13 protein-coding genes are annotated in these 23,010 nt (G+C 41.3%); all 13 read right to left on the bottom strand.

Going from position 1 to position 23,010, the window contains the following annotated elements:
- Positions 1-55: 55 nt before the first annotated feature.
- The 13 genes from NQ503_RS00185 to NQ503_RS00125 all read right to left on the bottom strand — a co-directional run bounded on the left by NQ503_RS00185 (position 56) and on the right by NQ503_RS00125 (position 23,006).
- The gene (locus NQ503_RS00185; protein WP_005423940.1) at positions 56-2,455 is read right to left on the bottom strand and encodes a glycoside hydrolase family 2 TIM barrel-domain containing protein; all 2,400 of its coding nucleotides are present in this window, start codon (positions 2,453-2,455) and stop codon (positions 56-58) included.
- Position 2,456: 1 nt separating this feature from the next.
- Positions 2,457-4,421 (bottom strand): alpha-L-rhamnosidase-related protein, encoded by a 1,965-nt coding sequence (locus tag NQ503_RS00180; protein ID WP_005423938.1) that lies wholly within the window; start codon positions 4,419-4,421, stop codon positions 2,457-2,459.
- Positions 4,422-4,683: 262 nt separating this feature from the next.
- On the bottom strand, positions 4,684-5,403 hold the full coding sequence (locus NQ503_RS00175) for a lysophospholipid acyltransferase family protein (RefSeq protein WP_005423937.1): 720 nt from the start codon (positions 5,401-5,403) through the stop codon (positions 4,684-4,686).
- A 47-nt stretch (positions 5,404-5,450) separates the two neighbouring features.
- Positions 5,451-6,179, bottom strand: a complete 729-nt coding sequence (locus tag NQ503_RS00170; protein WP_005423936.1) for a hypothetical protein — start codon at positions 6,177-6,179, stop codon at positions 5,451-5,453.
- 5 nt (positions 6,180-6,184) lie between these two features.
- Complete coding sequence (gene gyrA / locus NQ503_RS00165; RefSeq protein ID WP_005423935.1) at positions 6,185-8,731, bottom strand: DNA gyrase subunit A; 2,547 nt, start codon at positions 8,729-8,731, stop codon at positions 6,185-6,187.
- Positions 8,732-8,742: 11 nt separating this feature from the next.
- Positions 8,743-10,668 carry a DNA topoisomerase (ATP-hydrolyzing) subunit B gene (gene gyrB / locus NQ503_RS00160; RefSeq protein ID WP_005423933.1) on the bottom strand — a complete coding sequence of 642 codons (1,926 nt, stop codon included), beginning with the start codon at positions 10,666-10,668 and terminating at the stop codon, positions 8,743-8,745.
- Positions 10,669-10,869: 201 nt separating this feature from the next.
- Entirely contained in the window at positions 10,870-12,381 is a 1,512-nt protein-coding gene (locus NQ503_RS00155) for a pilin N-terminal domain-containing protein (protein WP_207635525.1), read from the bottom strand.
- A gap of 33 nt (positions 12,382-12,414) precedes the next feature.
- Positions 12,415-13,299 carry a class C sortase gene (locus tag NQ503_RS00150; RefSeq protein WP_005423930.1) on the bottom strand — a complete coding sequence of 295 codons (885 nt, stop codon included), beginning with the start codon at positions 13,297-13,299 and terminating at the stop codon, positions 12,415-12,417.
- A 3-nt stretch (positions 13,300-13,302) separates the two neighbouring features.
- Positions 13,303-14,175, bottom strand: a complete 873-nt coding sequence (locus NQ503_RS00145; protein ID WP_005423928.1) for a class C sortase — start codon at positions 14,173-14,175, stop codon at positions 13,303-13,305.
- A 92-nt stretch (positions 14,176-14,267) separates the two neighbouring features.
- Positions 14,268-15,863 carry a SpaH/EbpB family LPXTG-anchored major pilin gene (locus NQ503_RS00140; RefSeq protein ID WP_005423927.1) on the bottom strand — a complete coding sequence of 532 codons (1,596 nt, stop codon included), beginning with the start codon at positions 15,861-15,863 and terminating at the stop codon, positions 14,268-14,270.
- A gap of 109 nt (positions 15,864-15,972) precedes the next feature.
- A complete protein-coding gene (locus NQ503_RS00135) occupies positions 15,973-22,248 on the bottom strand; it encodes a SpaA isopeptide-forming pilin-related protein (protein ID WP_044925343.1) in 6,276 nt (2,091 codons plus the stop codon).
- 120 nt (positions 22,249-22,368) lie between these two features.
- Positions 22,369-22,836, bottom strand: a complete 468-nt coding sequence (locus tag NQ503_RS00130) for a hypothetical protein (RefSeq protein WP_005423924.1) — start codon at positions 22,834-22,836, stop codon at positions 22,369-22,371.
- Positions 22,833-23,006 (bottom strand): hypothetical protein, encoded by a 174-nt coding sequence (locus NQ503_RS00125; protein WP_005423923.1) that lies wholly within the window; start codon positions 23,004-23,006, stop codon positions 22,833-22,835. The genes NQ503_RS00130 and NQ503_RS00125 overlap by 4 nt, the downstream gene beginning before the upstream one ends.
- Positions 23,007-23,010 lie beyond the last annotated feature (4 nt).

Genomic DNA, 23,010 nt, shown 5'->3' with positions numbered 1-23,010 from the left:
TAAGAAATCTTGCACAAATTGCGAAGTTTGTTTTTGTCTATATTGCCCATATGTTTTATTTTGCTACAATTACCGGAATCTCACAGGTATATATTCTTTCTTCATCAGAAACAGTAATCTTTACAGATCCGGCTTCTCCGGCACGGACTACAGCCATCGCTTCACCGTAATAAGTATCGACCGTATCCTGCGCATAATTTCCTTCTACATAGGAGCAGGCACTTCCCAGCCCTTCGAGCGTAGCATTCTCTACTGTAACTTTCAGATGATGCTTCTCCATCGGTTTCCAGTTTCCGGCAGAATCTCCATACTGTAATGGAATAAACAGCAATCTGCCAGCCTTCACAGTTTTCTGCTCCGGTCTGATATGAAGTACTGTTTCTTCATTTGCTGTCATCAGAGTCTGACGACTGATCTCCTGTCCGTTTTTATCATAAGAAACTGCTGTGATCTCACCGTCTTCATATGGAATGTGGAATTTTGAACGGCATTTCTTTACTTTGCCACGGGCAGCTTTTTTACCATTGACCAGAAGTTCCACCTCTGCTGCTCTTGCAAAAACTTCAACCTCTGCTTTTTCTCCGGCACATCCCCGCCATGACCAGCTTTCCAGTGCTTTGGACAGCGCCCATCCGGTCAATTGCAGATTCTCCTTCTGATAAACAGGTTTCACAGCAATAAACGGACCCGTTTCCCTCTCAAAAGCAACTCTTGTATAAGCAGCCTCTGCACGAGGTTTTCCGAGAAGGTCGATTCTTCCGTTGTTTCCAGTCATTCTGGTATGTGGCATCCTGCCTCTGTAATCTTCATACTCAGCAGCACCATCTCCGGTCTCTCCGATATATTCCCATCCGGACCAGACAAAATCGCCCAAGATTCGTTTATTCTTCTTTGCAATCTCCCAGAAGCTATATGCATCCTTGCAGAAAGTCTCTGTACCGAGGATCAGACGTTTCGGATATTTTTTCAGGTCATGTTTGTATCGGAAAAGTCCGTAGTTGTAACCAGCGATATCCATATTTGCAAAAGCATCTTTTGTTTTCCAGTCACATGGCGGAAGTGTCGCACCAATTTTCATAAAATAGTCGCCAACCAGACAGGCAAGTGTATTATAGAATTCACTTCCTACCGGTTTTTTCTTTTCTTTTTCCTGTTTTTTTGCCTCCTGCTCTGCAATCTCCGCACTTTTTTCTGCTTTATCATCGCTGTAGACACCCATTCCCATGGAGCTTAAGAAGTTAAAGAAAATGTTGATTCCGCAGGTTACCGGTCTGTATGGATCCAGCTTATGAAGATAAGAAGTCATTCTGCCGGTCAGTTCGATTCCTTTTTTCTGTGCAGTTTCTGCAACTTCATTTCCGGTGGAATACATGATCACACATGGATGATTGTAATCTTTCTCCACCATATCTTTAAGGTCCTGCTGCCACCATTCATTCAGATATCCTGCATAGTCATATTTTGTCTTATGAATATACCAGACATCTACATATTCGTCCATCATCAGCATTCCCTGACGGTCGCAGGCATCCAGCATGTCTTTGGAACACGGATAATGAGAAGAACGAATCGCATTATAACCATTCTCTTTGAGGATACGGACTCTTCGTTCTTCCGCTTCCGGATAAGTGCAGGCTCCCAGTACACCATTATCATGATGTACGCAGGCTCCTCTGAGGATTTCCCTCTTACCGTTGATCGTAAGACCTTTTTCCGGATTCCATTCAAGAAGTCGGATTCCAAATGTTTCCTCTACGACATCCTCTCCAAAGGTTGCACGCAGAGTATAAAGATTCGGATGATCACAGTCCCAGAGCTTTGCGTTCGGAATTTCCATACGGAAAACCGACGGGTGTCCGGTATTTTCAACCTCTTGTGTAAGAATACAATTCTCTTTATCCAAGACCTCTGCTTTCACCCTGCCCAGGCAGGAAGTTTTTATTTCTACCTCGATCACTGCCGGTGCATAGCTGACCGTATGGATCTTGATTCCATTTACCGGAATGTACTTCTGATCACCTGTCCAGAGGTACACCGGACGGTAGATTCCTGTTCCGGAATACCAGCGGCTGTTTGGCTGGTCAGAATTCCGTGCGATCACGCGGATTTCATTCTGTGCTTCGTATTTCAGAAATCCTTCCGTATCTACATAGAAATTTGTATAACCATATGGTCTGTATGCGGCTTTCTTTCCATTAATATAGACTTCTGCATTATGATAAACACTTTCAAACTCAATGAGAACTTTTTTGCCGCTGTACTCTGACGGCACAAAAACATGTTTCGTATATTCATAATCGCCACCCAGATACCATCCGGAATTTCCCTCGCTGACACTTTCTTTGGTACGCGGTTCACTCCGCATGGCATCATGTGGAAGTGTTACGGAATATGGTTCTTCATCTCTGGTCAGGCATCTACAAGTCCAGTTTCTGTTAAAATCTATCTTCTTCATTTCAAATCTTCACCCTTCTTGTTTCTCCTCTGACCAGAGAAATTTTTTCTTCACCGAGTTCCAGAACTCCACCTTCTGCATCTGCAATCACTTCCAGACATTCTCCATCCCAGGCCAGCCGGACCGTCCCGTCACTTCCCACAGGAAGTATACAGTCCAGGTCTGTAAAATACTGCATCTGCGGCTTTAATACATAAGTAACCCCATCCTTGTTTACAAGATCCAGTCCGGCAAAGTATTTTGCCAGAAAATAGATAGGACTTGCCGCCCATGCATGGCAGAGACTCTTGCCAAAATGATCCCCGTACATATCATACTGTTCTTCCTTCGGCACGGACGGATCATATTCTTCCCAGAATGTGACTGCCCCAAGATCCAGCATACCACCCCAGTAGGAACGGATCTTGTCCAGAACTTCTGTCAGTTTTCCCATCTGGCACAGTACATCCAACTCAAAGAAGTTAAAGTATGGTGTTGTGATTGCCGGAATTTCATCATTTTCGAGTACGTTTTTGAGTATTTTTTCCTGCTTCTGTTTGTCTGCGATATCAAACAGAATTGCAAAAATATTCGCATGTCTTGTCACATTACGTTTACCAGAAGTGAAGGAATCGATATATGCACCCTTTTCTTCATCCCAGAAAAATTTCTCAATGGAAGCAGTCAGTTTTTCATAGTCCTGCCTGTAAGCACTTCCGTCCTTACCAAGCTGTTCGCTGATTTCTGCCATCACACGGAAACATGCTGCATAAAGCATCTGTTCCGCACAGAGCGGACCATCTTTATCCATATCTGCCCAGTCAATATATACCCAGTCTTTTTCTTTCCCGATCAGGAAGCCATGTTCCTCTCGCCTGCCATTACAAAACTCCATAAGGGAAACCATCTTCGGATAAACCAGTTCCAGAAATTCTCTGTCGCCATATCCTTCATTGTGATAATCCACCCCCAGTAGCCACAACAGAGAGTAATCTACAATTGTATTGATGTGCTTTGTCATCGGGTCATTGCCGCGAAGTGCCAGAATCGTTCTCTGATCAATATCTGCATCAGCCATCAGATAACGGTTTACAAAGAAGCTCTGGTATGCATCTCCTGACCAGATCCATTTATCACGTTTCACTCCATCGATAAAAAAGATTCCACTGCAAAGACGGAATGTATGCTCTGCCACCGACCAGATCTGATTCAGACGTTCTTCTCCACAATGAAAAGCTGCTTTTACCGGGATATCCACATACTGATGATTTGCTCTGAGGATAACTTCTCCCGGCTTACAATCCGGAATATACGCAAAACGTACTGCACAGCATGGACACTTTCCAGTTTCTTTGTCCGGCTGCCAGCTGTAATAGCAATTTACCGGATCAATTGCCTCTTCCCTGGATTCGCCGCAGCAGATCCATACCGGCTGATATCCGTTTTTGAACTCTGCTTCCAGAACAGCATTCAGCTCTGTTTCAAATTCATAAAGTGTTCCGCCATTATATTCTGTGACACAGACTGGCTCATACACCTTTTCACTGTATTCCCAGACTGTCGGATTCTGTTCCGGTCTGGTGAAATATTTGCTTCTTCCCGCCGGCTGTGGGTCCTTTTCATAATCCTCTACCATCCATCCTGTATCAGAGCAGATCACATCGCCTTCTATATAAATACATGGAAAAGCCTCAATGCAGCCTGCATGAACAGCTATTGCAACTTCTCCCGGTCCACAGGTGATCTTTTTTCCAAATGGATATTTCTTTTCTCCTGCCAGCACATGTCCGATCGCATTGGAATATACAGTGAAAGATGTTTCTTCCTCCAGATGATAAGTGCGGCGAAAAGCAACACGGTTGCGGAAACCTTCACTCTTCCAGAAAGCCGGCCATCCAAACCCTCGCTCCACACGACTGAAATTCTGCTTCATTCCATGATATAACTCAAAATCTCCCGGATACCAGATCCAATAACTTTTGCTCATTCCCGATTCCTCCAGTTTTTTCTGTTTTATTCAATTCCATTTGCACTGAGCAGCTGGTTTTAGCATATAATTTCTACCTTAAACTATACGTGTTACTTCTATATAAAGTCAAACACAGTTGACGTACAAAAAGTACCCGTTCACGATATGACCTGCAAAAGTATTTTTTTCGAAATTTATTCCAGCAAAAAACAGCCAGGATTTTACTCCCGGCTGTTCTTATTCATATTTCAAATGTCTTTCAGGCATTCCAGATATTCAGTTAATCCCATCCACCATATTCTTTGATGGTCTCTTCCACTCGTCGTTTCACTTCTGCAGCAATCTCCGTAGTCTTCATGTCCTTATACTCGTCATAATACATTGGCTTCAGGAAATGTACCTGCACCGTCAGTGGCTCTATGGAACCAGTGTCAAAAGCCTTATACGTATCAATCAATGCAACCGGCACGATCGGGCATCTGGCTTTTGTTGCAGCTTTGAAACTGCCGCCTTTAAATTCCAGTGGATGATTTCCATTCTTGCTTCGGGTTCCCTCTGCAAAAATCAGATAGTTTCGTCCAGCCTTAACTTCTTTCGTAACATCAAGGATAACCTGCATAGACTGGCGAATATCCTCTCTGTCCATGATGTATGCCTTCATACAGGTAAAAACCTGCTTCAGAAACGGAACATTCCCCACTTCCTTCTTTGCCACTACAGAAAAAGGTGTCGGGCAGACATCCACAATTGCAAGGACATCATACAGTCCCTGATGATTCGGATAAAACATAAATCCATTTTCGTTCGGTATATTTTCTACACCATATGACTGAACAGTAATATTACCGCCTTTATTCGCACGCCGAACTATTTTTTTCAGAAGTGCATAACGCTCTCCCTCTGTATAATTATCAACGTTTTTGGCATACCGATTCAGCATAAACCATCCCCATGGTACAAACAAGAGATTCCTCAGCACCATCATAATGATTCTTTTCATTCCGCTGCCACCATCCCTTCAAGGATTCTATATTGCTGTTCGCTTAGCTATTTTAATTTTGCAGCTATTTTTTCCTCATATCCAGGATTCTTCTTGATAAACTTGTCATAAGCAGTCGTATAATCCTTATATGCCTGTGTATTCATAAAATCAGCATACTTCGTCGCCGCCTGCTTGCTCAGATCATCCGTAATCTCTGACGGTGTCATTACATAATACTTGCCGTCATCTTTCTTCTGTACCATGTAAGTGCTGATACAAGGGTAGCTCTGTCCATTCTTCAGAACCAGCTCATAGGTAATATACATATATGTATAGTTACCATTCTGATAAATTTTATCACACTGTGTGATTTCTGTTTTTTCAGCCTCGAATGCACTGAAATATTTTACAGTTGCATCCATCTCCTGCTGCAGAGCATCATCTGCCTTGGATACACCATAGCATTTTTTGACTTTGCTCTCATTTCCACCTGTGTAGGATTCGATCAAAGTTCTGACTACTCTTTCCGGAGTCTTGTGGCTGACTCCGCATCCCTTTGCAGCAAATACAATGATAATGATCAAAACGATCAGCGCAACAGCGCCTGCCAGAACCGGTTTTGGTAATCTGGCAATCACTGCAGCTATATCAGAACCTCTGGAAGTTTTACGCCGGGTTCCTGAAGTTTTACGTCTGGTCTGCGTTTTTCTTCTTGCTGATGCGGATTTTGAACGTCCGGATGCACTTGAACCGGATCTGCGTCTGACATTTGTTGCCGCATTTTCCTTATCCATGATTCTTATTCCTCTGTGCTGTCTGTATTTTCGTTACTGTTCTCTTCTGTGGAGACATTTTCAGAGCTTTCCTCTGTCTTTTCAGAATTTTTATCTTCTTCTTTTTCACGGACTTTCGCAAAGCTTGCAACCGTTACTCCATCAGAAAGATTGATCAGTTTGACTCCTGATGTAATTCTTCCAAGGATAGAGATATCAGAGCACTGCAGACGGATAATGATTCCTTCTGTGGTGATCATCATGATCTCATTTTCTTCATTGACAGCTTTTGCTCCGATAACATTACCGGTCTTCTCAGTGATCTTGTAGCACTTCACACCTTTACCGCCTCTGTTCTGGCAGGTAAATTCACTGATAGAAGTACGTTTACCCATACCGTTTTCAGATACAACGAGCAGATAATATCCCTGTGTATTCAGCTGCATTGCAACAACTTCATCGCCATCAAGCAGATTAATACCACGAACTCCCATCGATACTCGTCCGGTACTTCTGACGTCGGATTCTTTGAAGCGAATACACTGACCGTATTTCGTTACAAGGATGATATCTTTCTTGTCATCCGTTGCCTTAACTTCGATCAGTTCATCGTCATCTCTCAGAGAAATAGCTGCCAGACCAATCTTACGGACATTTGCATAATCCTGGATCGGAGTCTTCTTAACAAGACCCTTACGGGTAGCCATCATCAGATACTGGCCTTCTTCAAACTTACTGATCGGAATGACTGCTGTGATACGTTCTCCCGGCATCAGCTGCAGAAGGTTGATGATCGCGGTTCCACGAGCTGTTCTGCCTGCTTCCGGAATCTCGTATGCTTTCAGTCTGTATACACGACCAGTATTGGTAAAGAACATGACATAATGATGTGTTGTCGTCATCATCAGTTCTTCAATATAGTCATCATCCAGTGTCTGCATTCCCTTGATACCTCTGCCGCCTCTGTTCTGACTGCGGAAGTTATCTACTGTCATACGTTTGATGTAGCCAAGTTTTGTCATAGTAATGACTGTATTTTCTCTCGGGATCATATCTTCCATAGAAATATCAAACGCATCAAATCCGATAGCTGTTCTTCTGTCATCGCCGTATTTCTCAGAAATTGCAAGGATTTCCTCACGGATAACGCGAAGAAGTGTATTTCTGTCTGCAAGGATTGCTTTCAACTTACGGATCTTTTCCATTAATTCTGCATATTCTGCTTCCAGCTTCTCTCTTTCCAAACCGGTGAGAGCACGAAGACGCATGTCCACGATTGCCTGTGCCTGAACATCTGTCAGCTCAAATCTGTCCATCAATTCCTGCTTGGCCACCTGGACACTTCTGGATCCACGGATGATACGGATAACTTCATCAATATTATCCAGAGCTTTCAGCAGACCTTCTAATATATGCGCACGTTCCTGTGCTTTATTCAGATCGTACTTTGTTCTTCTTGTCACAACATCTTCCTGATGTGCAAGATAATGTTTGAGCATCTCCGGGAGCGTCAGTACCTTCGGCTGAAGGCTTCCGTTCACTGCTACCAGACACAGCATGATCACACCAAAGGTATCCTGAAGCTGTGTATGCTTGTACAACTGATTCAGAACTACATTGGCATTGGCATCTTTGCGAAGATCAATACAGATACGCATGCCCTCACGACTGGAATGGTCATTCAGGTCTGTGATTCCGTCGATTTTCTTGTCTCGTACAAGCTCAGCGATCTTTTCGATCAGGCGGGCTTTATTAACAAGATATGGAAGTTCTGTAACGATAATACGTGATTTGCCATTCGGCAGTGTCTCGATATTTGTCACCGCGCGGACACGGATCTTACCGCGGCCGGTACGATATGCTTCTTCAATTCCTCTTGTACCAAGGATAGTAGCACCTGTCGGGAAGTCCGGTCCTTTCACGATCTCAAGAAGTTCTTCAATCGTAGTGTCTCTGTCCTCTTCGATGATATTGTCAATAATCTTAACAACGGCACTGATCACCTCTCTCAGATTGTGAGGCGGAATATTGGTTGCCATACCAACAGCAATACCGGAGGTTCCATTTACAAGAAGGTTCGGATAACGGGACGGCAGTACGACCGGTTCCCGTTCTGTTTCATCAAAGTTCGGCTGGAAATCAACCGTATCTTTATTGATATCAGCCAGCATTTCCATGGAAATCTTACTCAGACGTGCCTCTGTATATCGCATGGCAGCTGCACCATCGCCATCCACAGAACCAAAGTTTCCATGACCGTCTACCAGCGGATATCTGGTTGACCAGTCCTGCGCCATATTTACAAGTGCACCATAGATGGAACTGTCTCCATGCGGATGATATTTACCCATGGTATCACCAACGATACGGGCACATTTACGATGTGGCTTATCCGGACCGTTGTTCAGCTCTATCATGGAATACAGCACCCTTCTCTGTACCGGTTTCAGACCGTCTCTGACGTCCGGAAGAGCACGGGAGGCAATAACACTCATGGCATAATCTATATAAGATTTTTCCATGGTCTTCTGCAGATCCACCTCATGGATTTTATCAAAAATATTGTCTTCCATTTTCTATTCTCCTAGATATCCAGATTTTCTACAAAGCGTGCGTTTTCTTCGATAAATTCACGTCTTGGTTCAACTTTGTCACCCATAAGAGTGGTAAATGTCAGGTCAATTTCAGAAGTTGCTGATTCATCCATAGTTACACGGAGAAGAATTCGTTTCTCCGGATCCATGGTTGTCTCCCAGAGCTGTTCTGCATCCATTTCTCCAAGACCTTTGTATCGCTGGATTTTATTGTTGTTGTCACGTCCGATCTGCTCAAGGATGCTGTTCAGTTCCGCATCATCATAAGCGTACCAGACTTTTTTATTCTTTTCGACTTTGTACAGTGGCGGCTGAGCCAGGTATACATATCCCTGCTTGATCAGTTCCGGCATAAATCTGTAAAGGAATGTCAGAAGCAGTGTCGCAATGTGCGCACCATCGACATCGGCATCGGTCATAATGATGATTTTGTGATAACGCAGCTTTGTTATATCAAAATCTTCATGAATACCAGTACCAAATGCAGTGATCATTGCTTTAATCTCTGCATTGCTGTAGATTCTGTCCAGACGGGCCTTTTCTACATTAAGGATTTTACCACGCAGTGGAAGGATTGCCTGTGTTGCACGGTTTCTTGCAGTTTTTGCTGAACCACCGGCGGAATCTCCCTCTACGATGTAGATCTCGCAGTTTTCCGGATTCTTGTCTGAGCAGTCTGCAAGTTTACCTGGAAGAGACATTCCGTCAAGTGCAGATTTTCTTCTTGTAAGATCTCTTGCCTTACGTGCTGCTTCTCGTGCTCTCTGCGCAAGTACTGATTTCTCAACTGTTGCCTTCGCAACCGTCGGATTCTGCTCCAGAAAAATCTCCAGCTGTTTGCTGACTACAAAATCAACAGCTCCACGAGCCTCACTGTTACCAAGCTTCTGTTTCGTCTGTCCTTCGAACTGTGGCTCCTCGATCTTAACACTTACGATTGCTGTCAGACCTTCTCGAATGTCATCACCACTTAAATTCGGTTCACTGTCTTTAAGCAGCTTATTCTTTCTTGCATAATCGTTGAATGTCTTTGTCAGTGCATTACGGAAACCAACGATATGTGTACCACCTTCCGGTGTATTGATATTATTTACAAAGCCATAGCTGTTCTCTGTGTAGGAATCATTGTGCTGCATGGCAACCTCAACCATGACACCATCTTTTTCACCTTCACAGTAAATGACCTCTGGATACAGTGCTTCCTTGCTTCTGTTCAGATAGGTGACAAATTCCCTGATACCACCTTCATAATGAAAGGCTTTTTCTTTTTCCTGATCTTCTCTGGTGTCTTTCAGTACAATGCGAAGACCTTTGGTCAGGAAAGCCATCTCACGGAGGCGCTGTTTCAGAATATCGTAATCATAAATTGTCTCTTCGAAGATTTCTTTATCCGGCAGGAAGGTTACTTTTGTTCCTGTCTCTTCAGGATCACAGACACCAATCTCTTTCAGAGGATACATGGTATGTCCTCTTTCATAACGCTGCTGGTATTTCTTTCCTTCACGGCAGATCGTAACCTCCAGCCACTCAGACAGTGCATTTACAACAGATGCACCTACACCATGAAGTCCACCGGATACTTTGTATCCTCCACCGCCAAATTTACCACCCGCATGAAGAATGGTAAATACAACTTCTACTGCCGGTATTCCTGCTTTGTGATTGATTCCTACCGGAATACCTCGTCCGTTATCAACTACGGTAATGGAATTATCCGGATTGATCGTTACCTGGATTTCAGTACAAAATCCTGCTAACGCTTCATCTACCGCATTATCCACGATTTCATATACAAGATGATGCAGACCCCGGCTGGATGTACTTCCGATATACATACCAGGTCTTTTACGGACAGCTTCCAGTCCTTCCAGAATCTGAATCTGATCCGCGCCGTACTCTGTATTCTCTCCGCCCATTTGCTTCCTCCTGTCATTCTATATTCATTATAATGGAAACCGACATATCGATATTTTTCGCAGTCACCTGTTTCCAGATAGGCATAATAATACTAATTTATTATAGCACAAAACAGCCCTCATTCCAACAAAATCCCTTTAAATAAGAAGAAAAAAACGAGAGCCCGGTTTACACCAGACTCCCGTCAAACGTCTTACACTTTATTTCTGTTTTCTCTTTTTGTAAGCAACTACTCCACCTGCGATCACGATCACAGATACCAGAAGAACCAGACCCCAGAATGCCGGATTCATCGGGTCACCAGTCTTAACCGGACGACTTGTTGCACTTCCGCCATGGCTGGATGCATCACTTCCACCGTTAGATGTACCAGAACCACCATTGCTTCCGCCAGGTGTTACAGTAGCATCCTTCTTGGTATTGGTAATCTCGATGCTTCCTTTATACTGATCAGACTCATTCAGCTTAACACTGCCTTCACCACTTACTACATATGCGAAAGAATCTTTATCGAGTACATTACCATTCTTATCGGTTTCCTTAACTGCATAAGTAACAGTATCTTTTATATCTTCTGAGAATGGAACCGTAACAGTAACTTTATCATTCTGCTTCAGTTCAACGGTGCTTACCGCCTTACCAGAATCATCAAATACAGTTGCATAGAACTTGTCGTCTACAGTCTTTTTCACACCGTCCACTACAACGTTCTTTGTAATCTCGATCTTTCCATTTACAAAGAAGCCTTCCGGAAGAGTTGAAAAAATGTTATTTACATAAGCTGCAATATCTGTAGCAACCGTATTGTCATCCACTACAACACTGTTGTCTTCCTTGGCTGCTGCATTCGTAACATTGTAATGGAAGCTGTTTTCTTTATCAATCTGCACCTCATCATTCAGCTTGATCGCCTTGTTATTCTCATCAAGCTCGAATACATAATAGGTACCTCTAAGAACATTACTGTAAGAAGCTTTGCCTGACTGTGCATTCTGGATATGGATCGTTCTGATGTAATCATCACCATATGGGATCGTACCATCCTTATCAAGGAAAAGACCAACCTTGTAAGTTGCATCGTCAGCAGTTATTTCATCCAGTTCAAACGTATTCGGATTAATACGATAAAGTCTCTTCTCAACTGTAATACCTGCAGTGTTGCTCTTCTCTGCCTTTGGATAAGCCTGTACATCGTAGATCCAGCCTTCCTCTGTGCTTGCAAAAGGAACTGTTAAGAGCATTGGAGTAACCTTAACGGAACTCTCCGCTGCACCGATTACCAGGTACATGCCCTCTTCCATATCGCTGTAAACAACCTTGCCCTGCTCATCCGAAACAGCCTCAACCGGCTTTACTGAAGAAGCAGCTGCAACCTCGGCAAGCTTTTCGGCTGCTGAATACCATTCACTTGCATTCTTGAAGGAATCAAAATCGTATCCTGCAGATGACATGGAGCTGGTCAGTACAAAATGCACATTTCCATCAAATTCAACATCCGCAACCCTGTAAAGCTCTAACTTTACACCCGTCAGCGGTGTTACTTTGCCGTCCTCATCCGTCTGCTGTACCGTCAGATTAAGACTTCCCTTCTTTCCGGCTTCGTAAGAACCTGCCTGAACCGTTCCTGCCAGGCAGCCTGTCAACATGACAAACATTCCCAGGAAAGCCAAAAGCTTATTCCACATTTTAAATTTCTTTTTCTTCTGTTTCACCACGATCGGCCTCCTTGTTATTTTCTGTGATCATTATTCGTCTTTGCGGCTACTCTCCTCTGTTTTTCGGCTTTTACGTCGAATAACTATATAAACAATGATGATCATTATGACCATAGCTCCAAGACCAATGATCATAATCTTCACCGGATCAACCTTTGCGATCTGCTGGATCGGTGTCTCCTCAGCTTTCTCCTCCGGTTCAACATACTCCGTCCGGATTCCCCTGATAAGAAGCCTGTGAGTGTTGACTCCATAAGGAGTACAGGTTACCAGCGTCACATGATCCTCTCCCTCGACGATATCCAGCTCACTGGATTCCTCCGGAAGAACCGTTTTTATCTGATCTACTTTGTATGCAAGAGTCTTTCCCAGAACATGGATCAGAAAAATATCTCCATTCTTCATCTGGTCAAGATCCGTAAAAATCTTTGCACTCGGAAGTCCCCTGTGTCCCGCCAGCACCGCATGTGTACTCGCTCCACCTATTGGAAGACTTGTTCCCTCAACATGCCCGACACCCTTTTCCAGAACCTCTGTACTGAGGCCATGGTAAATAGCAAGTATCAGATTCAGCTTGGGGATCTCGATACTTCCCATCAGCCCGTCACCATTTGGATCAAGGACCTCATCGTAAGGATGACTGAGAACATAATCCTCTTCGTTAAAAGCATCTACGATCGTATTGACCTTGTGCTCCGCATTGTATTCCTCAGCCTCCTGCCAGAGCTTTTCGTACTGGTCATCCGACAGATCACTGACGGATTCATTGTACTTGGTTACAAGCTGCGCATTTCGGTACTCATTCCAGTAATTACTGATCGTTGGGTAAGTAAAGATACCCGCACCGACGAGAAAAAGTAATATAATAAATATGTTGATAACTATAGAACCTTTTTTCTTCTTTTCTTTTGCCATAATCTATTTTTTACCGCCTTTATTTGCTCGCCTCTTCAGCTTTGTTTCCTTTAAGTATAACACAAAAATAAAGAGTGCGGTAACGGATAGACCAACAAATACCCAAAGAAGATAATTTGTGTGAAGACTGCTTCCACTGAGCACTGTCTTCTCTTCTTTGACTTCCTCTTCTACATAAGGTACTCTGTGACCACGAACCAGAAGTCGTTCTGTATTTACTCCATAAGGAGTACAGGTTAAAAGAGTTACTAAATCCTGCCCATCTTCTACTGCAAGAGCAGTCGTATCTTCCGGCTTTACAACCGAAATCTTGTCTACTTCATAACATAAGGTTTCATCTAATACATGGAGCAAAAAATGGTCTCCTACTTTCATCTGATCCAGATCTGTAAAAAGTGATGCACTCGGAAGTCCACGGTGTGCAGAAATAACAGCATGTGTATTTGCTCCACCAACCGGAAGAGAACTTCCCTCCAGATGACCTGCACCCTTGTTCAAAACCTCTTCTTCCGTTGTATGGTAGATCGGGATTTTGATATTAATCTTAGGAATCTCTACACTTCCCATCATCTCATCACCAGCAATGTTCAGTGTATTCATGTAGACCGGATCTACTCCACTTGACTCTGCAAGTGCAAAAGAGTCAGGAAGAACACATGGAAGTAAGGCTTCGTTATAGTCTTCTGCTTTTTTACGCTCTGCATCATAGTCAATTCCTTCTGCTGCTTCCTTTTCAGAAACCGCCTGCTCATAACCACTGATCAACTGTTTCTGTCTGTAGTTATTCCATTGATTGGCTACAAAGGGATACAGCAGCAAGGACAAACCAGCTAAAAATATGATGCAAATTACTAAATTGCCTGCTTTTTTTTTCATCCGAGCTCTCCTTGCTGTTGTATTATTTTTTTATGAATCCGGGGCATCTGCCCCGGATTCGATATTGTTTGGTTATAAACAATCACGAATGATTATTTGTTTGTTCTTTTGCGGCTTGCAAAGAATAAGCCAGCTGCTGTAACCATAATCAGGCATCCAGCGATTGTGAAGATTGTAGTACCGATACCACCTGTGGATGGAAGAGAGGAAAGGGTTGTATTCACAATATTTGTTCCGTTAATTGCTGCTTCCCATGTTCCATCATTCTTTGATGTAAATGTTGATGTTTTATCATTATCAATTGTTACTGACCAAGAAGCTAATGTTCCATTATCATTATAAGTAGTATCAATTACAACTGTATATACATGAGTATTAACACTATATCCATCTGGTGCGTTTAACTCTTTCAGGTAATATGTGCCTTCTTTTAACTGACTGAACTTAATCTGTCCATCAGCATCTGACTTAGCAGTTTTATATGCAGCATTATCAGCAGCAGTTGCAACTGTATCAGCTGTCACATCATCTCCTGATTTGTAAAGACCAAATAAAGCTCCTGGTAATGGATTTTCTTCACCTTTGTCTTTTCCTGTCTTGGTAATGATTCCTGTTGTGCCACTTGCTTCTCCACCAATTTCAAATGTGTAAGTATATGTCTTCTTTTCTGTTGAATCATCATTACCGTCTACTTTAGAGTCATTTGTGTAATATAATTTAGCATCGTTTGTATTAACACTTGTAAATACAACAGCATCACTATTAACTTTAGCAGCATATGTAATTGTTAAGCTCTGACTTGCATAAGCATTAAGTTTATATGCACTACCAACAACAAAATTAACTGTCAGTTTTCTTCCTTCAAATGAAACAGTATAGTCTGTATCTTTTACTAATGTATTATTACCAACTTTAACTATAGGATTAATTGCGTTATTATTATTATCTTTTGCAAAATCAAGACCTGCTGATAATGTATCTTCAACATAAAATTTTGGATGTGATCCTGTATAACTTGGAATTGGATTAACTGTCACTTCATAATTTACAGTATCGCCAACTTCTACAGAATTACCATAATCATTTCCGTTTGAACCTGTAATTTTTTTATCAATTGATGGTTTATCTGATTTTTTGGCATTTGCCACATTTGTTGTTAAAGTTACTTTACCTTCAGAAATATCTGTTTTTCCATCTTTATTTATATAGTATGCGGATACAACCATTGGGTTATAGCTGTGTGCTTCTGTGTTAGATACTAAAACAAGATATGTACCTGCACTAACATTAGCTGTCCAAGTAGTTCCTTCTGTGTTACTTAAAGCAATAGCCGTTTTAGAAGTATTTGCAATAACGGCATTTGCCAACCCATTCAACTGTGTTGGAGATAAAGTTGTAAGATTAGCTTTAACCATATCCTGTGTAATTACTGTCGGATATAATGATTTATAACCACTAAATGTAGAACCTGTGCCTTCATATTTTGCTTCAACTACTTTGTAAGCATTTACCTGAATTCCAGTCTCATTGTCAATTCCAGTTACAGTGATTGTTGCAGTATCATTAGCTGTTCCAAAAATATTATCGTTTCCAGCATTTGCATTTGATGTTGCAAACGCAGTCATACTCATTGTGAGTACCATGGCCAGTGTTAATAACACTGCAAAGATTTTTCTCATCTTCTTCATAATTTTGTCTTCTTTACATTATCGGGCTTTGCCCATTTTATTGTTCCCTCATTCGGGATAATTACTTTCTTTTGTGGCAAGGAGCCACTGAAAAAATCAATCGTTACAATTATTTTCCCAGCACCTCCCTGCATTTGTTTTTATATAAGATCCATGCGGCTGTAGACATAAGTACCATGCCGCTGATCATATACCAGTAAATTCCGTTGCCACCAGTTGATGGGAGGGTGTAGACCTTAGTGTTAGTAAGCTGATAAATGGTTTTATTAGCATCTACACTCGATTGTACACTTTCACCATTATAGGTAACTGTTATGTTTCTGTTTCTGTCATTTGCTACTGTAATCTTCCAAGGAATTGTTGAACACAGATAACCTGCAGGTGCTTTCGTCTCAACTAATACATACTTTCCTATCGGAAGATTTTCTATTGCAATTCCTCCATTCCTATCTGATGTATAAGTCGTACCAACTTGCTCATTTGTCCGATTTCCGTCTGCATCTGCTTTATATAAAGCAAACTCTGCACCAGCTAATTTAGTTGTTGGTGTCTGAATATCAACTTTTTCAAACTCAATGTCAACAACTGATTTCTTGTTATTGAATTCAGCAACACCCTTTTGGCCATTTACTGTATCTGTATTATCACCCTTAAGAACTTCGTTACCATTTTTGTCTGTTCCCATGATAAATGTGAGTACCTTGTCATTGGATACTTCTGCCTTGCAGTTCGTAGAATCAACTACTGTCACCGTATCTAATGAATAATAATCATCAGCCACTTCTGTGATGGTATAAGCACCTCTTGATAAACCAGTCAATATTGATTCATCACTATCATCTGCTTTAATCTGTGAATCAACACCCTTTGCAAGTGTATATTTCACATTAGCCTCCGTTGAACCCTTTTTGATTTCTGCGGTTGCAGTTGCAATTGGTTCATCACCTTTCTTTATTTCAAAAGTGAAGCTTTGATCTTCATCAAATACTACATCTATTTTCTTGGTGATCTGAATCTGTCCGGAAACAACTTTTACAGTATAAGTGCCTGGTTCTGTATTTACAACACCTGTTGAATCAACTTTGTAGTATCCTCCAGTTGCATTTCCATCACCGACTGAGTTAGCACTGGATTTTGAACCATTTGTTTTTGGAGTTACTGTTACTTTTGCGTAATAAACAGTTTCTGCGGTTGGCTTTGCTGCTCGAATTGCATCTGGTGTAATTTCAGTCGTACATTCTGCATCGGTATACCACTTGGTCGAAATATCCACATCACCAAGCATTGTGTACTCTTTTCCAGTAGTTGAAACAAGCTTTGTGATTCCATTTGCTACGTCATCGGTGAAATAATTTGTTAGATTATCACCTTTAAAGATAACGGTTTCAGCATTGCCGATGTTAAAGTCGACTTTTACGTTAACGGTTGGCTGAGGAAATTCTGCATGATTGTTATCAACATCAATTCCTGAACCGGCGCCGTTTGTCGGAACGTCGTTTCCACCGATGTAGTTGTCCTTTGCTTTGATAACGATTGATCTATGCCATCCAGCTCTTTCAATTTCCGTCTCTCCTGAAGCTTTCTTTCCAGTAATACTAGCATTATTCCAAGTTATTGTAGTGGAACCATCATCATTGCTCGTTATTGTTGCTTCTCCTTCTAATGCTTTACGAGATTCAGGTGTTAACTCAAATCGACTATCAATTACATCTGTGACTGTAGCTGTAACAGGAATATTATTGGTGATACTCTCAAATAAACTTGATAAATTGTCAACACTATCAGCTGTCATATATTTCTCATGACTAGATGCTATGCTTTGCATATATTTATCAATACGTTGAACTGATGCGTTATCCATTGTTCCATCAGAATTCGCAGCTCCGAATATACCCAATGCATAAGTTGCAACTCCTTGGTCATGTAGTATCTTAGCTGAATTTGTACCTGCACCTGCAAGATTTTCGTCAAAGTTATTTGTGTTAGCAGGTGCTGGAACTCCATCGGTTAAGAATACAACCATTTTTTTACGTCCGTCAGTTTGCTCTACGGTTTCCCAACTGTTAGAAGAATTCTCAGAAAATATCTCATTTGCTTTATCCAGACCTTTGGCAGGATAAGTATCTCCACCTGTTTTTAAACCATCTATGGTATTAATAATGTCACCTTTTGAAGTTCCAACTTTAGCTAATGTATAGCTATTATTAGTTATTGGCTTTATATAACCATCATTTGAAAAAGTAACGATACCAACACGACAATCTGAATTTTTATTAGCAACATTATTTACAAATGTAGTTGCTGCACTCTTTAAAGCATCAATTTTTGTTTGATTAGACTTCTGAGCTACATAAACATCGGTAGTATTTGGGTCAACTGTAACCGTCTTACCCGAGTAAGAATCTGTATATGACCATGTGTTATCCCAAGACCAACTGAGTTGTTGATATATACCGTTTTGAGTTTTTATATAATATGTTTTCCGCCAAAACATCGAAGAACCATTAATTTTATTGTATTCAACAAACTTTTGACTCATACTTCCTGATTGATCCAATACCAATACGATGTCGTATGGTGTTTTCATCGATTGAGTTGTTTTCGAACTGGCTGTAAGATCAATTTTGTACGTTCTCTGGTTCCAATCAAGAAGTGTGGCGGTTTTATTATATTCTATAACAGAATTAATATCTATCGGTGTATATGTATTGGTGATTGTAAATGTAGCTGAATCTTTCTCGCCAATTTTTGTCGATTTTCCGTCACTCTGAACGTCTCCACCACTGACAGTCTGCGTAGTTTCTACTGTATAGCCATTTACCTGAGAACCAGTTTCTTCAACTTTGTAGATATATTTTTCATTTCCACCAATTTGCTCATTTTGAAAAATCTGGGTATACACACCATCAGATGTATTTTTCATCTCATCAAGAGTAAAAGATGTATTATTTAAAGGAGCATCTGTAGCTTCCTCTGTACCATTTTCTTTATAAGCTTTAATGGTAAAAGTTATATTACCTGTAGGATTTGATAATCCAGAAAATCTCTTTACAACCTGCAGATTGAAATATCCAGCACTTGCTTTTGGTAAATCCTGTGAAAATCCAACATCATCAAGGAAATTACCTACTGTAGGATCTCCGCTTGCAGTTTTTCCGGACATAAAGAAGAATCTGGTCAGATATGAAGTAGATCTATAACGCGCCGTCTCAAGTATTCTATGCCATGATTGATCATCACTAGTTATTCTTGAAATTAATATTCCATCATTATTATATAGAATCTCACTTTTCTGATTTCCGTCTCCTGAAGCCTCTGCATCAAGGTTTACTTCTGGAAGAAGCGATCCAAGGTATGCCTTTAATTGATCCTGAGTTTTCAATTCACTTCCACTAGCAGCAGTCATAGCTGTAGATGTTGGCATGATTACCAAATACATTGTATCTTTTTCGCCTAATTTAGTATTTGTTCCATTGGTAATATACTCGCCTCGTGCTCTGTGAGAAAGCCAATAGTTCATTGTTTCTCCAGCATACGTCATAACATCCTGATATAAAGCACCTGCATTCTGACAGTTCAGTTCAGCAAACTGATTACCATCAAACGCTTTATCATTGTCATTAGCAGCATGCCAACTGTACGAATCCTGGAACGAAGCTCTGGTATTAACAATTTCTATATCAACATCCTTCCCTGAACCATTTGTTCCTCTTCCGGTTGACTGCCACACACCACCAGCCGCCACATATTCTTCATTCGTATACTGTTCATTGATAGATCCACTGATTATTTCCGGTGTTTCAAAACTTCCATTCCTTAACTCATTCCAATATTTGTTATCAAACTCATCAGACTCCATCTCTTCTACATTATCGCCATTTTTTATAGTTATTTTGGCCTTATATTTTACTGAAGTCTGTTTGCTATTTAAAGCACCATCGTCAAGTGCAACATTTAATGATTTTCCATCTTCTGATAAATTGTATTTATCACCATGTTTTACTTTATTAACAGGTGTATAATTTGCACCTCCATCTGTACTTTTAAGCCATGTATACGTTACCTCTTTACCAGCTATAATTGCATCATTTATCTCATTTGTAGTAGTTTCATCTGTTTCTAGTATTAAATTGCCAGTATTCATTATATCGTCTTTAATCCATACTGATAATTTATTATAGACAAGATAAATGTCATAAGTATCTGCTGTTGTCGCATGATACCAATTATTGTTTTTCTCATAAAACCATCCAGATTTACCATGACTATAAGAATTATAACTTATAGCAGAAATTTCTGTTTCTTTATCATCCGCCAATGCCTCCGTATACGTATATCCTTCTGGCAAATACTTGGTTCCTAAAGTAGACACCTCTATACCAGCTCTATCCGACTGAACGCTTTCATTTGCTGTAACAGAACCTTGGATATCATCCAGGTTTGTATCAACCAGATGAACTGTCAAAATTTTACCAGCACTAACATTCCAGGTAATAGTAAATATAGAAAAGCTTTCTGTTTCAAATTCTGCTTTCTGTACGTTTCCGGCTGCATCTGTTTCTACACTTGCAGTTCCTTCCTGGGTCATATCCACTACATTGACGTTACCGTTTTCATCTTCAACCAGATGCATCATTGTAACGTCCATCTGAGTTGCTGTTGTTTCATTCTGACTGAATTCATCTTCTTCAGTGAAAACTGCCACTTCACTTCCATTTTCTGTAACCTGAGCAACTTCTTCAGGTACGAATGGTTCTGTGTAGTGCATGGAAACATTTACGGAACCATCAACTGGTTCTATCTTATTTCCTTCACTGTTCTGGAAATAAATATCGTATGCAAGGAAACCTGCGATTTCGTATCCATCTTCTCCAGCTTTTTCATTAAGCTTTGTTTCTGTTTCTGCGTACTGGTCAGGGTCTGTTTCCTGTACGATAGGAGTTACAACAAACTCTGCATTTCCTGGAAGAACATCTTTTGCAGCTGTTGCAGTTACAACCACATTGCCGATTGTCTGAGAGTAGGTTACTTCGTCTTCGACCTGAACGTCTGCTTCTTCTTCATTTGCATCTTCGTTTTCTGTACCCTGCTCTTCAGTCTCAACAACTTCCGCCATATCGCTTCTTACATAAGCTTGTGCTTCTTCGTAGGAAACTTTGTACCAGGTGAATTCGTCTTCACCGGTTACTGTTTCAATAAGTGGAAGCTGAGTGTCTGTATCTACTGTTGCGATCACTTCTGCTTCTGTGGAAGGAGTTACGCGAAGATTAACTTCGTCTGCGATGACACGGATCATTTTGATCTGTTCCTGATCCGGTGCTTCTTCCGGATTCTGTTCTTCCTCAGAGTTTTCTACATTATTCTCTGTGTTGGTGTCTTCTCCGTTCTCTTCGGTATTTTCGGTGTTGGTGTCTGTATTAACTTCTTCGTTGTTTACTTCACCGTTTTCTTCTTTGTTCTCATTGTTTTCATTATCATCTGCTACCGGTGTGCTGCTCCATACAAATGTGTATGCTGCGGTAGCTGCTGACTGGAAAGCTGCTTTTGTGAGCTGTCTGCTTTCGTTTGTTTCAACTGTAAGCTTGTCCTCTTCGGCTTTGAGCTCTGTCAGTTCCAGTTCGGAAGTTTCTTTGTTGGTTCTAATCATGGCTGCTGTCACTGTGGATGCGGCCGGGTCTGTCAGTTCCGGTGAAGAAGCTTCTTTATAAGTAAAGCTGTAAGTAACTTTGTCGGACGGTTCAACCGGGTTGCCATCTGCATCTGTAAAAGATACGTTGTAAGCAAGGAAGCCGTCGAGGTTTTTGCCCTGGCTCTGAAGCTGCTCTGTAATCTTGGCTGCCAGTTTGTTGTACTGGTCTGTCAGCTCAGCATCTTCGGTGTTGTTCTCGACTGCTTTGACGATCATCTGTGTTCCGTTTGGAAGGACACCTGCAGGAGCTTCGGCCTTGACCTCGATTGTTTCGTTTTTAAGATTTACGATACAGCTTACAGGCTGTGCTGCTTCTTCAGCTGGAGCGCTGCTCTCGGATGTTCCATCTGTGAACATGTTCTCGCCTGATGAGAAGTCGGCATCGCTGGAACCGAAATCATCGGATTCGCTGTATGTTTCGGCCGAACCCTCTTCCGATTCCGATTCAAAATTCACATCTGTGTCGAGATCGTCTCCTGTATCTTCGGATGTATCAGCTGCTGCGGAATCCTCCTCAACTTCGACCATGTCTACCATGTCATCGAAGGAGCTTGCCTGAGATACATAGTCTGTATTTATTAATACAGTGGAGCAGAACAGCACGATTGCAAACATCATACTGAGCACCCGACATGTCAGGCTTCTGTTCTGATTCCGTTTCCTTTTTTTGAATTTTTTATTATTTTCTCTTTTCATATTAACATCCCCTATTATATGCATGATGATAATAAAAAAATTATCGTTAACTGCTTCACGTACAACTTATTTAAGATTTAACGACATTATAACAGGTGAACTGTTTCGTCACCTATTTCGTCAGCCGCTTTCAGCAACATTTTTAGTACTATTTTGACAATTTTCGATTATTTTGAGTAAATCGAGCTCGCTGTTGAAATCTTCTCGCTCGTTGTTTTTCATATGATAGACACTTCCCTGCCATGTAGCGTTCTGACGGTATCTGACATATACAGCCAGGGTGTCTATGCTTCCTCTCTGTTCAAGGATCTGTTCGCGGTTGCTGACCTCTGTAAAAGAGATTCTTTTTTCATTTGCTGGTTTCTGCTGTTTGTCTTCGTATGTCCGCAGCTCTGTTGATGACTGAGGAAAGTTCAGCTCGTTCATGAATCGCTCCATATAGCGGAAGAGTTCATGAATACTTCGGAAGAATATAGGATCTTTACTGTAATAACAGTAAAATCTTCCGGACCTTTCTACTCCGTCTATGTTGTCTATGCAGACATTCACGATATTGGAAGCAGAAACGTTGAGCTTTTCTTTCATCATTCATCCACCTCCAGTGCTCCATCAATCAATCTAATCAGTTCAAGTGCACTCCTGAAACTTTTCTTTTTATTGGCTTCCGCCCAGGTCACTTCGCCCTGCCATGTGGCGTTATCACAGTGACTCACATGTATTACAAATGTCCCTGTATGTTTTTTTTTGCCTTTTTCCATCTGT

This window comes from Blautia obeum ATCC 29174 (assembly GCF_025147765.1).
GTDB classification, from domain to species: Bacteria; Bacillota; Clostridia; order Lachnospirales; family Lachnospiraceae; genus Blautia_A; species Blautia_A obeum.
The sequence above is the reverse complement of the archived record's forward strand: the minus strand, read 5'-3'. Positions and strand labels throughout refer to the sequence as shown.